This window comes from Cereibacter ovatus (assembly GCF_900207575.1).
In the GTDB taxonomy this organism is placed as follows: domain Bacteria; phylum Pseudomonadota; class Alphaproteobacteria; order Rhodobacterales; family Rhodobacteraceae; genus Cereibacter_A; species Cereibacter_A ovatus.
On sequence record NZ_OAOQ01000016.1, the window covers coordinates 14910 to 29804 of the forward strand.

11 protein-coding genes are annotated in these 14895 nt (G+C 66.3%); 5 read left to right on the forward strand and 6 right to left on the reverse strand.

Translation table 11 applies throughout. The features are described 5' to 3' along the window. Window positions 1–68 precede the first annotated feature (68 nt). Window positions 69–713, forward strand: coding sequence for a DsbA family oxidoreductase (locus CRO07_RS14235; RefSeq protein ID WP_097031338.1), 645 nt, complete (start codon window positions 69–71; stop codon window positions 711–713). Next, window positions 710–1927: an MFS transporter gene (locus CRO07_RS14240; RefSeq protein ID WP_097031339.1), complete on the forward strand. Its 1218-nt coding sequence runs from the start codon at window positions 710–712 to the stop codon at window positions 1925–1927. The genes CRO07_RS14235 and CRO07_RS14240 overlap by 4 nt, the downstream gene beginning before the upstream one ends. A 34-nt stretch (window positions 1928–1961) precedes the next feature. On the opposite strand, the gene mfd is transcribed toward CRO07_RS14240, so the two are convergent. Further along, window positions 1962–5438, reverse strand: a complete 3477-nt coding sequence (gene mfd, locus CRO07_RS14245; protein WP_097031340.1) for a transcription-repair coupling factor — start codon at window positions 5436–5438, stop codon at window positions 1962–1964. Between the two features lie 37 nt (window positions 5439–5475). Continuing rightward, a complete protein-coding gene (locus tag CRO07_RS14250) occupies window positions 5476–5997 on the reverse strand; it encodes a component of SufBCD complex (RefSeq protein WP_097031341.1) in 522 nt (173 codons plus the stop codon). Between the two features lie 130 nt (window positions 5998–6127). Here CRO07_RS14250 and hemB point away from each other — a divergent pair, with 130 nt between their 5' ends. Next, window positions 6128–7132: a porphobilinogen synthase gene (gene hemB / locus CRO07_RS14255; protein ID WP_097031342.1), complete on the forward strand. Its 1005-nt coding sequence runs from the start codon at window positions 6128–6130 to the stop codon at window positions 7130–7132. A 134-nt stretch (window positions 7133–7266) separates the two neighbouring features. Beyond that, window positions 7267–7824: a lipid-binding SYLF domain-containing protein gene (locus CRO07_RS14260; protein ID WP_097031343.1), complete on the forward strand. Its 558-nt coding sequence runs from the start codon at window positions 7267–7269 to the stop codon at window positions 7822–7824. Window positions 7825–7982: 158 nt separating this feature from the next. On the opposite strand, the gene CRO07_RS14265 is transcribed toward CRO07_RS14260, so the two are convergent. Beyond that, entirely contained in the window at window positions 7983–8849 is an 867-nt protein-coding gene (locus CRO07_RS14265) for an NAD(P)-dependent oxidoreductase (RefSeq protein WP_097031344.1), read from the reverse strand. A 76-nt stretch (window positions 8850–8925) separates the two neighbouring features. On the opposite strand from CRO07_RS14265, the gene CRO07_RS14270 reads away from it, so the two are divergent. Further along, on the forward strand, window positions 8926–11385 hold the full coding sequence (locus CRO07_RS14270; protein WP_097031345.1) for a penicillin acylase family protein: 2460 nt from the start codon (window positions 8926–8928) through the stop codon (window positions 11383–11385). A 273-nt stretch (window positions 11386–11658) separates the two neighbouring features. Here the strand turns inward: CRO07_RS14270 and hflX are convergent, their stop codons facing one another. The 3 genes from hflX to CRO07_RS14285 all read right to left on the reverse strand — a co-directional run bounded on the left by hflX (window position 11659) and on the right by CRO07_RS14285 (window position 14895). Next, a complete protein-coding gene (hflX, locus tag CRO07_RS14275) occupies window positions 11659–12993 on the reverse strand; it encodes a GTPase HflX (RefSeq protein ID WP_097031346.1) in 1335 nt (444 codons plus the stop codon). A 1-nt stretch (window position 12994) separates the two neighbouring features. Then, a complete protein-coding gene (hfq, locus tag CRO07_RS14280; RefSeq protein ID WP_002719962.1) occupies window positions 12995–13228 on the reverse strand; it encodes an RNA chaperone Hfq in 234 nt (77 codons plus the stop codon). Window positions 13229–13383: 155 nt separating this feature from the next. Beyond that, a complete protein-coding gene (locus CRO07_RS14285; protein WP_097031347.1) occupies window positions 13384–14895 on the reverse strand; it encodes a potassium transporter TrkG in 1512 nt (503 codons plus the stop codon).

Sequence of the window (14895 nt, forward strand, 5' to 3'; positions counted from 1 at the left end):
AGGGCGTCCCTTGGTCGCAGCAGCCACCGAAGGGCCTTCCCGCGCATCACCACGAAAGGAGCGGCCGCTTGATCCGTCTCGACATCTTCGCTGAACCGATCTGCCCGTGGTGTTACATCGCCAAGGCCCTGCTTGACCGTGCGCTGGAAACCCGGCCCGACCATCCGTTCGTGATCGAATGGCATCCGTTCCAGCTTGATCCCGACTTGCCCCGCGAAGGCATGGACCTGCGCGCCTATCTGGAAGCAAAGTTCGGCAGTCAGGCCGAGGCGGTGGCGGCCTTCATGCAGGTCCAGACCGCCGCCGAGGCCGCCGGGCTGGACATCGCCTTCGACCGCATCGAACGCATGCCGAACACGCTGGACGCGCACCGCCTGATCCATTGGGCCGGGATCGAGGGCCGCCAGACCCCGATGGTGGCGGCGCTGTTCCGCGCCTATTTCCGCGAGGGGCTGGACATCGGAGACAGGTCGGTTCTGGCCGATCTGGCGGCGCAGGTGGGCATGGACCGGGCGGCGGTCGCACGGCTGCTGGCGACGGATGCCGACCGCGACGACATCGCCGCCCGCGCCGCCGATGCCCGCGCCAAGGGCGTGCGGGCCGTGCCGATCTTTCTGGTCGATCGCCGCCATGTGATGCCCGGCGCGCAGCCGGTCGAGTTGTGGCAGCAGGTGATCGACGAGATCGCCGCGCTGTCCGGGCCGCACCCATGACCGACATCCCCAGCCTTCCACCCGAGGCGCGGCTGTCGCGGCCCGAATTCGTCGGCATGATCGCGATGCTGTTTGCGACAGTGGCGTTTTCCATCGATTCGATGCTGCCCGCCCTGCCCGAGATCGCGGCCGAACTGTCGCCCGATGCACCGAACCGGGCACAGCTGATCCTGAGCAGCTTTATCCTTGGCATGGGCTTGGGCACCTTCGTCGCCGGCCCGCTGTCGGACCGCTTCGGGCGCAAGCGGGTGATCCTTGGCGGCGCGGTGCTTTACTGCGCGGCGGCGCTGGCGGCATGGGCTGCACCCACGCTGGGCCTGATGCTGCTGGCGCGTCTTGCGGGCGGGCTGGGGGCGGCGGCGCCGCGGGTGGTGTCGCTGGCGCTGGTGCGCGACCTTTACAAAGGCCGCGAGATGGCGCGGATCATGAGCTTTGCCATGTTGATCTTCACGCTGGTTCCGGCCTTTGCGCCGCTGCTGGGCAGTGTCGTCATCGACGGGCTGGGCTGGCGCGGGATCTTCCTGTCGTTTCTGGGCTTTTCGGCGCTGTCGATGCTGTGGCTGGGCCTGCGCCAGCCTGAAACGCTGCCGCCTGCCGCGCGGCGCGAGGTTTCGGCCGCCCGCCTGACCGGGGCTCTGCGCGAAGTGCTGTCGCATCGGGTGATCGTGACCGCCATCGGGGTGCAGACGCTGGTGTTCGGGGCGCTGTTTGCCACGCTGTCCTCGACCCAGCAGATCTTTGACGTGACGTGGAACCGGGGCGACAGCTTCCCGATGTGGTTTGCGCTGATCGCGCTGATGGCGGGCACGGCAAGTCTTGTGAACGCGGCGCTGGTGATGCGGCTGGGGATGCGGTTTCTGGTGACGCTGGCGCTGGGGGCGCAGGTGGTGGTGTCGCTGACCATGTGGGCCGCCGCGGCGCAGGGCCTGTGGTCCGAGGCACTGGCCTTTCCCGCCTATGTGCTCTGGACCACGGGGGTGTTTTTCACCGCGGGCCTGACACTTGGCAACCTGAACGCACTGGCGATGGAGCCGGTCGGCCATATCGCGGGCATGGCGGCCTCGGTCATCGGGTCGGTCGCGACGGTGGTTTCGGTCGGGCTGGCGGTGCCGCTGGGGCTGGCCTTTGACGGCACGCCCCAGCCGCTGATGCTGGGCGTGGCCTGTTTCACCGGCGCGGGCTTCCTCTTGATCCGGACGCTGCCCCGGCACTGAAACGACCGCCCCCGCCCGGCTGGCGGGGGTGGCGTTACGCCTTGGTCTTGTCCGGGCGAACCACCTTTTCGGCCAGATCGCGGGCGATGGCAAAGGCCCCCTTGATGCGGTCGGATTCAGTCTTCCAGTCGCGCGCCAGCACGATCTTGTTGTCCTTCACCCGCGCGGTATCGCCCTGCGCCTTGATGAAATCGACCAGTCCCGCCGGATTGGCAAAGCGGTCGTTGTGGAACTGCACCGTCGCACCGCGCGGGCCGGTCTCCAGCCGCGAGATCCCTGCCCGCTTGCACATCGCCTTGATGCGAACAACAAGCAGCAAGGTATTGACCTCTTTGGGCAAAGGCCCAAAGCGGTCGATCAGCTCGGCGGCAAACCCTTCCAGCTCGACCTTGGTGGTCAGCCCCGACAGCCGGCGATACAGCCCCAGCCGGACATCCAGATCCGGCACGAATTCCTCTGGGATCAGCACCGGCACGCCCAGATTGATCTGCGGCGCCCAGTGTTCGTCCTGTTCGGTCAGGCCCTGCAACTCGCCCGAGCGGATCTTCTGGATCGTTTCTTCCAGCATCTGCTGGTAAAGTTCATAGCCCACTTCCTTGATATGGCCGGATTGTTCCTCGCCCAGAAGGTTGCCGGCGCCGCGCAGATCAAGGTCGTGGCTCGCCAGATTGAAGCCCGCCCCAAGGCTGTCGAGGCTGGCCAGAAGACGCAGCCGCTTTATCGCCTGCGGCGTCAGCGGCGACCGCGGCTTGGTGGTCAGGTAGCAATAGGCGCGCGTCTTGGCCCGGCCCACCCGGCCGCGGATCTGGTAAAGCTGGCTTAGTCCGAACATGTCGGCGCGATGCACGATCATGGTGTTCGCGGTTGGAATATCCAGCCCCGACTCCACGATGGTCGTGGCAAGAAGCACGTCGAACTTGCCGTCATAAAAGGCATTCATCCGCTCATCCAGATCGCCCGCGGCAAGCTGGCCATGCGCCACGACACAGCTGATTTCGGGGACATGGTCGCGCAGGAATGCCTCGATTTCGGGCAGGTCGGTCAGGCGCGGCACCACAAAGAAACTCTGCCCGCCGCGATAGCGTTCGCGCAGCAGCGCCTCGCGGATCGTGACGGTGTCGAATTCGGACACATAGGTGCGGATGGCAAGGCGATCGACCGGCGGCGTCGCGATGATCGACAGATCGCGCACACCCGTCAGCGACAGTTGCAGCGTCCGCGGAATCGGTGTCGCGGTCAGGGTCAGCACATGCACCTCGGACCGCATCTCTTTCAGCCGTTCCTTGTGCGAAACACCGAAATGCTGTTCCTCGTCAATGATCAGCAGGCCGAGGTTCTTCAGCTTCACCCCCTTGGCCAGCAGCGCGTGGGTGCCGATGCAGATATCCACCGTGCCATCGGCCAGCCCCGCCCGCGTCTCGGCGGCCTGTTTGGCAGACACGAAGCGCGACAGTTGATGCACTTTCATAGGAAAGCCGCGGAAGCGTTCGGAAAAGCTGCGGAAATGCTGACGGGCAAGCAGCGTCGTCGGGCAGATCACCGCGACCTGCATCCCCGCCAGCGCCGCGACAAAGGCCGCGCGCATCGCGACTTCGGTCTTGCCGAAGCCCACGTCGCCCACCACCAGACGGTCCATCGGGCTGCCCGATTCCAGATCCGCCACCACATCTGCGATGGCGGCCAGCTGGTCGTCGGTTTCCTGATAGGGAAAGCGGGCGGCAAATGCCTCCCAAAGCGAATGCGGCGCTTCCAGAATGGGGGCGTGGCGCAGGTGGCGTTCGGCCGCGATGCGCATCAGACGCTCGGCGATTTCGCGGATACGCTCTTTCAGGCGGGCCTTCTTGGCCTGCCACGCGCCGCCGCCCAGCTTGTCAAGCAACCCCTCTTCGTGACCATAGCGGCTGAGAAGCTCGATGTTCTCGACCGGCAGGTAAAGTTTGGCCTCTTCGGCATAGACAAGGTGCAGGTAGTCGTGCGGCGGCCCCGGCTTGTTCGAGGGCGGCTGCGGGACGCGCAGCGTCTCAAGCCCCATGTAGCGGCCGACGCCATGTTCGACGTGAACCACCAGATCGCCCGGCGTCAGCGTGTCATGTTCGCGCAGGAAGTTCTCGGCTTTCCTGCGTTTTTTCGGCTTCGAGATCAGCCGGTCGCCCAGCACGTCCTGTTCCGAGATCACCGCAAGACCCGGCGCGGTGAAACCCTGCTCCAGCGCCCAGACCATCAGATGCGTGCCGCCGCGGCCCTCGGGAACGTCGCGGAGGTCGCGCACCAAGGTTGCACCTTGCAGCCCGGCATCTTCCAGAAGGCCTTTCAGGCGCTCTCTTGCGCCATCGGACCAACTGGCGATCACCACCTGACGATCTTCGCGCAATGCGCGAATATGATCCACCAAGACACCGAAAAGGCTTATGTTTTCCTGCTGACGTTCTGGGGCGAAACTGCGCCCGATCCGGCCGCCCGCATCCAGAACCCCCGGTCCGGGCGATTGCGGCAGGGGCGAAAGCTGGATCACGCGATGCCCCTTGGTCGCTGCATCCCATGCCGCGTCGTCCAGATACAGCAGATCGGGCGCGGACGGCTTGTAAACCGTATCGATCCGCCCCTTGGCCGCCATCGCCTCGCGGCGCGCGTCATACTGATCGGCGATGCCTTCCCAGCGCGCGATCCGCGCCGGCGTCACCTGATCGTCCAGCATCACCGAAGCGTCGGGCAGATAGTCGAACAGGGTTTCCAGCCGCGCATGGAAGAAGGGCAGCCAGTGTTCCATCCCCTGATGCTTGCGGCCGGCACTGACCGCCTCATACAGCGGATCGTCGGTGCCGGCGGCGCCGAACTCGATGCGATAGTTCTGGCGGAACCGGGTGATCGCGGCTTCGTCCAGCATCACTTCGGACACCGGGGCAAGCTCTACCAGATCCAGCTTTTCCACCGTGCGCTGGCTGTCGGGATCGAACCGGCGCGCACCATCCAGCACGTCGCCAAAGAAATCCAGCCGCACCGGCCCCGCCACGCCTGACGGATAGATATCCACAATCCCGCCCCGGATCGCATAATCGCCGGGTTCCGTCACCGTGTCGGTCAGCGAAAAACCCATTCGGGACAAGTAGGTTCGCAGCCGCCCTTCATCCACCCGATCCCCCACCCGCGCCGAGAATGACGCGGCGCGCAAAACCTCGCGCGATGGGAGTCTCTGGCTGGCTGCGTTCAGCGTGGTCAACAGCACGAAGCGTCCCGGAATCCCATGGGCCAGCGCGGCCAGCGTGGCCATCCGCCGGGCCGAAATCTCGGGATTGGGCGACACGCGATCGTAAGGCAGGCAGTCCCATGCCGGAAATTCCAGCACCACCGCCTGCGGCGCCATCACCGCCAGCGCGGCGCGCATCGCTTCCAGTCGCTTGTCATCGCGCGCGACATGGACGACCGGCGCCCCGCGGTCGAGTTCCTTCGCGACAAGGCGGGCGTCAAAGCCCTCGGGCGCACCGCCGAGGAGGATCCGGGTATTGCTCTGCATCAGGTTCACCTATCAGCGCGGGGCGCGGCGTCAATGCTCAGATCACGCCGATGCGGACGTTCTGATACATCCCCCAGACCGCGGTGACGAAGATCGAGATCACACCCAGCATCTGCACCCAGCGCCGATGCGATGCCAGCAGCCGGTAAAGCGCCGGCCCCTCGACCCCGCCCGCATCGATCCGGCTGGCGGTATGCAGACTAAGCCCGCCCACCATCGTCATCGGAAGAAACAGGCACAACAGCGCCTGTGCAAACTCGTTTTCATAGAGCAACGCCAGCAGGGCAAGCGTCGTCACCGCGCCCGAGACCAGTCCGACCAGCCAGACGCCGGCATTGCGGCCGATATGCAGCAGCCGGTCGCAATGGATGCGGGCAAGCTGATGGACATGCGCCGCGGCCGTGCCATTGCCGTGGCGGGCGCGCTGCACCAGATCCCACGGCACGCCCAGCACCCAATGGCTGGCGGTGGACCACATCACTGCGACGGCGATCCAGAACCAGAGGTTCGAGAACGACCGAAGATCGATCACTTCCGAGACGGTGGCGGCAAGATCCACGGGCGACCCTCACTTTGGCGCGATGCGCTTGCGGCATTCCTACCCTTGAGAAGCCGGCCTTTCCATGGCAGGCAGAAAAAATTCCATCAAGCCGCGCAGGCAGGCCACGCCTGCGCCCCCGAGGACTGCCATGCGCCCGATCCAAGCCGCCTACCCCCACGCCCGTTTCCGCCGCATCCGCCGCACCGACGCACTGCGCCGCCTGACGCAGGAAAACACACTGACGACCGGCGATCTGATCTGGCCGCTGTTCGTGCGCGACGGCGTGAATGTCGAAGAGCCGATCCACTCCATGCCGGGCGTGGTGCGGCGCTCGGTCGATCTGATCGTGAAGGCGGCGGAAGAGGCGGCGGGCCTCGGCATTCCGGCGATCTGCCTGTTTCCCTATACCGACCCCTCGCTGAAGACCGAAGGTTGCGAGGAAGCCTGGAACCCCGACAACCTGGCCAACCGGGCGATCCGGGCGATCAAGGCCGCGGTGCCCGACGTCGCGGTGATGACGGATGTGGCGCTCGATCCCTACAATTCGAACGGGCATGATGGCCTTGTGCGCGATGGGATCATCCTGAACGATGAAACCGTCGAGGCGCTGGTGAAGATGGCGCTGGTGCAGGCGGACTGTGGCGCCGACATTCTTGGGCCCTCGGACATGATGGATGGCCGGGTCGGCGCGATGCGCACGGCGCTGGAGGCCGCGGGCCACAAGGACGTGGCGATCCTGAGCTATTCGGCCAAATACGCCTCGGCGTTCTATGGGCCGTTCCGCGATGCGGTGGGGGCCTCGGGTGCGTTGAAGGGCGACAAGAAGACCTATCAGATGGACCCCGGCAACAGCGACGAGGCACTGCGCCTGATCGAGCGCGACCTGCGCGAGGGCGCCGACATGGTGATGGTCAAGCCCGGCATGCCCTATCTGGATATCTGCCGCCGGGTGAAGGACACCTTTGGCGTGCCGACCTATGCCTATCAGGTGTCGGGCGAATATGCGATGATCAAGGGCGCGGCCGAACGCGGCTGGATCAAGGGCGAGGCCGCGATGATGGAAAGCCTGCTGTGCTTCAAGCGCGCGGGCTGCGACGGCATCCTGACCTATTTCGCTCCGGAAGCCGCACGGCTGCTGCGCGAGATCGCCTGACGGGGGGCCGGGGGTAAGCGGCAGGCCGCCGCCGCTTGCCAGCCCGGCTGACAAAGCGCGAAGAAACAGCTATATCCTGTTGTCAGGGGACGCAGATCCCTGACCGAAGGGCTTGAGGCGGACAAGAGGGTTTCATGGCTGACTTTTCAAGACGGGCGTTTCTGGGCGCTGCGGGCAGCGGTATCCTGCTGGCTGCGGGTTGCGCCAATGGCGTGGGCAACAACAATGCCGCGGTGATCGACGCGCGGGTGGATGCGACGCGGGACTATCTGTTCAACCGCTATCCCGGCACGCGCGATCTGGCGCGCGATGCCCGCGGTGTGCTTTACATGCCGCTGGTGACCGAAGCCGGCTTTGGCATCGGTGGCGCCTATGGCCGGGGCGCACTGCGTATCAACGACATCACGGTGGACTATTATTCCGCCACCCGCGCCACCATCGGCTTTCAGATCGGCGCGCAACAATATGCCCATGCGCTGTTCTTCATGACCGAACCCGCGCTGGCCGAGTTCCGCAGCGGCACTGGCTGGGCGGTGGGGGCGGATGTGCGCTATGCCACCCCCGATCAGGGCGCCAGCCTTGGCAAGGAAACCACCGAGATCCAGCCCGTCGTGGCGCTGGTCTTTGGTCAGTCCGGCCTGATCGCGGGCGCCACACTGGGCGGCGTGAAATATTCGCGCATCATCCCCTGAAAGCGGGGCAAGGTGGCGGGCGGGCGTTCGCGCACCATCCCCAGCACGACGCAAGAGCGGGCCGCCGCCGACATCTGGCGGACAGGCGACGTATCCCATGCGCCGCGGGGCTGTCGGGCCCTCGCCTTGCCGATTGACCGGCAGGGCGAGGATGGTCCTTAACGCGGCAGCCGCTTGATCAGCGAGGATGTATCCCACCGTCCGCCGCCCATCTGCTGAATGTCCTTGTAGAACTGATCGATCAGCGCGGTGACGGGCAGGCTTGCCCCCACCTGATCGGCGGTGGCCAGGCAGATCCCCAGATCCTTGCGCATCCAGTCGACCGCAAAGCCGAAGTCGAAACGGTCATCCAGCATGGTGGCGTGGCGGTTGGCCATCTGCCAGCTTCCCGCGGCACCCTGACTGATGACCTCGACCACGGCGCGGCCGTCCATCCCGGCCTTTTCGCCAAAGGCCAGCGCCTCGGCCAGCCCCTGCACCAGACTGGCAATGCAGATCTGGTTCATCATCTTGGCAATCTGGCCGGCGCCGCTGTCGCCCAGCCGTTTGCAGATCCGCGCATAGGCCGCCATCACCGGCTCGGCCGCGTCGTAATGGGCGGGCGCACCGCCGCACATGATCGAAAGCTGGCCATTCTCGGCCCCTGCCTGCCCGCCGGACACCGGCGCATCGACAAAACCAAGCCCGCGGGCCTCGGCCTCGGCGGCCATCTGCCGCGTGACCTGCGCCGAAACCGTGGTGTGATCGACGAAAATCGCACCCGGCGCCATGCCGGCAAAGGCCCCTGCCTCGCCCAGACAGACCGCGCGCAGGTCGTCGTCATTGCCGACGCAGGCCATGACGAAATCGGCCCCCTTGGCAGCGGCGGCGGGCGTGGGCGCGGCCCCGCCGCCATGCTGCGCAACCCAGGCCTCGGCCTTGGCGGGCGTGCGGTTGTAAACCGTCACCTGATGCCCCTTCGCGGCCAGATGGCCCGCCATCGGGAAGCCCATGACCCCCAGTCCCAGAAACGCAAGCTTGGCCATGTTCTTCCTCCCGATTGCCGTGGCGAAACGGATCGACTAGGAACCATCCGACCTCTCGCGTCAAGGACAGGCCCCCATGATCGTCGTGTTCCGCTGGCTGTTGCGCATCTTCACCGGGATGGTGGTGCTGGCGCTGGGCGCGGCGCTGATCGGCTATTACTTCCTGTCGCGCTCGCTGCCCGATTATGACGAAAGCTTTCGGCTGGACGGCATCGAAGGCCCGGTCGAGATCGTGCGAAACGATGCCAACGTCCCGCATATCTTTGGAAAATCCGACCGGGACGTGTTCTTCGCGCTGGGTTTCGCCCATGCGCAGGATCGGCTGTGGCAGATGGTGACGCTGCGGCGGACGGCGCAGGGCCGCCTGTCCGAGGTGTTCGGCGAACGCACGCTGAAGATCGACGAGCTGATGCGCCGCTATGACCTGTACAATCTGGCCCAGCAATCGGTCGAAGCGCAGGACGCCGAAACGCTGGACGCGCTCGATGCCTATTCCCGCGGCGTGAATGCCTGGATCGAGCAGGTGAACGCCGAGGCCCGCGGCCGCGGCGCACCCGAATTCTTCCTGTTCTCGAACGAGATCGCGGTCTGGCGCCCGGCCGACAGCATCGCGCTGGTCAAGCTGATGGCGTTGCAGCTGTCCACGCATCTGCAATCCGAGGTGCTGCGGGCACGGGTCTCGCTGCTGTTGCCCGATGCGCGGGTGGCCGACATTCTGGCCGATGCCCCGGGTGGGGGCGTGACGGCGCTGCCCGATTATGCCAGCCTTGTGCCGGGGCCGCTGCCCGCGCTGCGCCGGGCCGCGTTGGCCGAAGATCCGCTGTCACCGTTCCATCCGAAGGCCCGCGGCGGCGCCTCGAACGCCTGGGCGGCGGTGCCGGGGCGCTCGGCGGCGGGCGGATCGTTGCTGGCCAATGACCCGCATCTGGCCTTTGCCGCGCCGACGACCTTCTACCTTGCCCGGCTTCAGCTTTCCACCGGCGGCGTGATCGGCGCCACGCTGCCGGGGGTTCCGGCGGTGCTTCTGGGGCGGTCGAACCGGCTGGGATGGGGGCTGACCTCGGCCTATATGGACGATCAGGACATCCATATCGAGGAAGTGAACCCCGACAACCGCGAGGAATACCGCACCCCCGACGGCTGGAAGCGGTTCGAGACCCGCCGCTCGATCATCACGGTGAAGGATGGCCAGCCGCTGACCGTGACGCTGCGCTGGACCGACAACGGCCCGGTGCTGCCCGGATCGCATTACGATCTGGCCGCGGTGACACCGCCCGGTCATGTCGCCTCATTGTCCTGGACGGCGCTTTCGGCGGCCGACACCTCGATCTCGGCGGCGATGCGGCTGATGCGGGCGCAGGATATTGCGCAGGCGATCGAGGCCGGCCGGCTGTTCGTGGCCCCGGCGCAGAACCTGATGCTGGCCGACCTCAGCGGGATCGCGCTGCAAACCGTGGGCGCCATGCCCCGGCGCGATCCGGCGCATCAGTCGCAGGGCCGGATGCCCACGCCGGGATGGCTGGCCGAAAACCGCTGGCAGGGCGTCTTTCCCTATGACGACAACCTGCGGGTGGTGAACCCCGAAAGCGGCATCCTGGGCAACACCAACAACAAGACGCTGGACCGGCCCTTTCCGCGGCATGTGTCGCATGATTGGGGCGACACCCAGCGCATCCAGCGCTGGCTGGCGCTGATGAAAACCCGCGAGGTCCACACCCGCGAAAGCTTTATCGAGGCGCAGCTTGACACCGTAAGCCCCACGGCGCGCAATCTTCTACCGCTGGTTGCGGCCGATCTGTGGTTCACCGGCGAGGCCGCCCCCGAAGGCACGCCCGAACGGCTGCGTCAGCGGGCGCTGACCATCCTTGCCGAATGGAACGGCGAGATGAACGAACATCTGCCAGAGCCGCTGATCTACATGGCATGGGTGCGCGCGTTGCAGGACCGGCTGATCCGGGACGAGTTGGGCCCGTTGGCCGACGACTTCGCCCATGTGCAGCCCGACTTCATCGAGCGCGTCTACCGCGACACCAACGGCGCCGCGGTCTGGTGCGACATCATCCAGTCGGCCGCGATCGAGACCTGCACCGACATCGCCCGGATGGCGCTGGACGATGCGCTGATCGACCTGACCGAAAGCCGCGGTGCCAATATCGAAAGCTGGCGCTGGGGCGATGCGCATCAGGCCACCCACGACCATCAGACGCTGGGCCGCGCGGCGGTGCTGCGCTATTTCGTGAACATCCGCCAGTCCACTTCGGGCGGCGATCAGACGCTGATGCGCGGCCTGACGCGCGGCAGCGGAGCCGAGCCCTACGAGAACGTGGCCGGCGCCGTCTATCGCGGGGTCTATGATTTTGCCGATCCCGATTCCTCTGTGTTCATCACCTCGACCGGCCAGTCGGGCCACCCGCTGTCGCGCTTTTACGACAATCTGGGCGAGTTGTGGCGCCGGGGCGAATATATCCCGATGTCGCTCGACCCTGCGCTGGCCCGCGCCGCGGCGGTGGGGATCACCCGGCTGGAACCGCGCTAAGCCGACCGCGGCAAGCGGCGGCCATCGGACGGCATTTTGCAAAGGCTGTGGGCCGGGGGGCCACTGACCACGCCATGCGGCGGCGCCGGAATGACCCTTCATGGGGCCTGACGCCTGCGGTGTCTCGATCAGGACTCGACCCCGCGTGCGCGCCGCCCCAAAGGAGATGCGTTCGACCCGTGCCCGAGTTCCTCTCGATCCCGCGCGCACGGCGCCCCAAATCTGCCGGGGTCGTGAACGCGCGCGATCGAAACCCGATCCCGCAGCCCGCCGTTACAGATCGCGGTATCGCTTTTCCTGCCGGGCGGTCCAGCGGACGGACAGGCGATAGCCCTCGTCGGTCTGATCCTCGGATGTGACCACGCCCTCCTGATGCAGCCACGCCCGCCGCCGGCCATCGGCATAGCCCAGCGTCAGCGTGCGCTCGGTCTTTTCCTCGTCGAAGGTGGCCGAGACCGCATCCAGCAGCCGGTCCAGCCCTTCGCCGGTCAGCGCCGACAGGGCGAAGACATGATCCGACCGCGCGGCCTGCGCCATCAGCGCCTCATGCGCGGGGGACTCGACCAGATCAAGCTTGTTCCAGATCTCGAACTGGGGCGTCCCGCCCTTGACGCCAAGGCTTTGCAGGATCTCGGCCACATCGGCGGCCTGCTCGGCGGTTTCGGGATGTGCGATGTCGCGGACATGCAGGATCAGATCGGCTTCCAGAACCTCTTCCAGCGTGGCGCGGAACGCCGCCACCAGTTGCGTCGGCAGATCCGAGATGAAGCCCACCGTGTCCGACAGGATGATCTTGCGCCCCGACGGCAGCGTCACCCCCCGCATCGTGGGATCGAGTGTGGCAAACAGCATGTCCTTGGCCAGCACCTCGGCCCCGGTCGCGCGGTTGAACAGGGTGGATTTGCCGGCGTTGGTATAGCCCACCAGCGCCACGATCGGAAACGGCACCTTGCGCCGGGACGCGCGGTGCAACTCGCGGGTTTTCACCACCTTTTCAAGCTGGCGGCGGATGCGGATCACCTGCTCGTCGATGGCGCGCCGGTCGGCCTCGATCTGGGTTTCGCCGGGGCCGCCGACAAAGCCAAAGCCGCCGCGCTGGCGTTCAAGGTGGGTCCAGGCCCGCACCAGCCGCGTGCGCTGATAGGACAGCGCCGCCAGTTCGACCTGCAACACCCCCTCGCGGGTGCGGGCGCGATCGGCGAAGATCTCAAGGATCAGCCCGGTCCGGTCCAGAAGCTTGACGCCCCATTCCTTTTCCAGATTGCGCTGCTGCACCGGCGACACCGGGCCATCAACCAGCACCAGCCCCACATCCAGCGCGTGCAGCTTCTGTTTCAGCTCTTCGACCTTGCCGGTTCCGAACAGCAGGCCGGGCTGGGCGCGCGGCAGCCGAACGATTTCCGACCCGAGAATCTCCATCTCGGGCAGGGCCGCGGCCAGCGCCACCGCCTCGGCCAGCCGGTGTTCCGGCAGACGGCGCGAACGATCGGTGCGGATGTCGGGGTGCAGCACATAGGCGCGCATCGGCTGCGCGCGGGTCGATCCCCCGTCGCCGCTTCCGTTCCCCTCGTGGCGGGGTTCCTCCTCCCCTTCCTCGGGATCGGTCAAATCAGTCGTCGCCCTCGTAAAGGTTGATCGGTTGCCCGGGCATGATGGTCGAGATCGCGTGCTTGTAAACAAGCTGCGACTGGCCATCCCGGCGCAGCAGCACACAGAAATTGTCGAACCAGGTGATCACACCCTGAAGTTTCACACCGTTGATCAGGAAAATCGTTACCGGAACCTTCGCCTTTCTGACGTGATTGAGAAAGGCATCCTGCAAGTTCTGTTTATCGGCAGCCATCCGTTATTTGCCTTTATAATTGAGACGCGTCCGTCTGTCCTCGTTCCCCCCGGCTGCAATCCGACGGTTGGAATCAATATGAATAGGTATTTCCCGAGATTCCAGCCCCAACAAGGGCCTGCCCCATCGACAGATCCCGAGTGCCGCATTTCTGCTTAGCGGCGCCAGGTGGCGGGGGCCAGAAGCGCAAGGATTGCCAGCGTCTCCATCCGGCCCACGACCATCGCCACGCCGGCGATGATCTTGGCTGCATCGCCCAGGCCCGACCAGCGGATCGGCGTGCTGGCGGCAAGGTCGGCAAGCTGGCCGGTGGTGGTCAGCGAGGCGATGGTCAGCACCATCGCGGGTTCGAACGGCAGGCCCGCAACGCTGAGCGCGCCAGTCACGACCGCAATCGACAGCGCAAACAGCATGAAGAAGATCCACGAGACATAGGCGCCTTCGCGGCGCAACTGCCGGGCCACCCGGCCCTGCCCGCCGATGGAACTGGGATGGACGATGCGTTCCAACTCGCGCTCGGCGTGGCGGTAAAGCGCATAGACGCGCAAAAGCTTGACCCCGCCCGCGGTGGTGGCGACGCCGCCGCCGACGATGGCCAGCCCCAGGAGGATCAGGCCCGGCGTGCCCAGCCCCGACCACGACCGCGAGGCCGCCCAGGTCTGCGATTCGTAGCCCGTGGTGGTCAGGAACGACAGCGTTGTGAACAATCCGCCCCACATCGCGCGGGCGGCGGCGGCAAGGTTCTGGACTTCTTCGGTCTCGATGGCGCCGATCCAGTGCCGCAGGAACAGCACGACCGGCACCCCCAGCAGGAAGAAGAACGCCATCATCACCTCGGGGTCGCGGTGAATGGGGGTATCGCGGTCCACCATCGCGGTGCCGGGCAACAGCCGGCGCGAGACGGCAAAGAACAGGAACAGGAAGATGATGACCTCTCCGGGGATGCCGGCGGTGCCCGATGTCAGCCCCTCGACCGGGGAAATCCCGCTGGTCGACATGGTGCCCATGGCATGAACCAGCCCCACCAGCCCACTTTCACCGGCCAGCGACAGCAGCAGCCACAGCAGGATCGTCAGCCCGGCATAGGCGGGAAACAGCGCCAGCGACTGGCGCAGCAGCCGTTCCGACGGATCGGCGGTGCGGGTGATCTGCGTCACCCGCTCACGCCCCGGGGCGTGACCCGACAAGACCTCCATCCCGCCCAGCGTCAGCGGCGCCAGCACCGCCATGGCCGCTGTCAGCACGAAAAAGCCGCCCAGCCATCCCACCAGCGCCCGCCACAGATGCACCGAAGGCGGCAGCCGCCCCGGCGTGTCGTAAAGCGTGGCCCCCGTGGTGGTGAACGAGGACAGCATCTCGAACCAGGCGTTGGTGAAACTGGTGTCGGGCACCGCGATGGTGAACGGCAGCGCCAGCATCGGCGGCAGGATCAGATAGGCGCCCACAAGGGTGCCCAGATGGCCGCGCGCCTCTCGGGTGGGGGGACGGTTCGCGGTGGCGATGGCGATCATCGCGTTCAGGATCAGAAGGATGGTGCCGCTGTAGAAGAAGGCCCGGGCCACCTCGTGCTGGCGCAGCGCCAGCGCATGGGCGGCGGGCACATACATCGCCAGCGCAGCCAGCGCCATCAGCACGACGATCAGCGGAACCGGGCGCAGCCAGCCCAT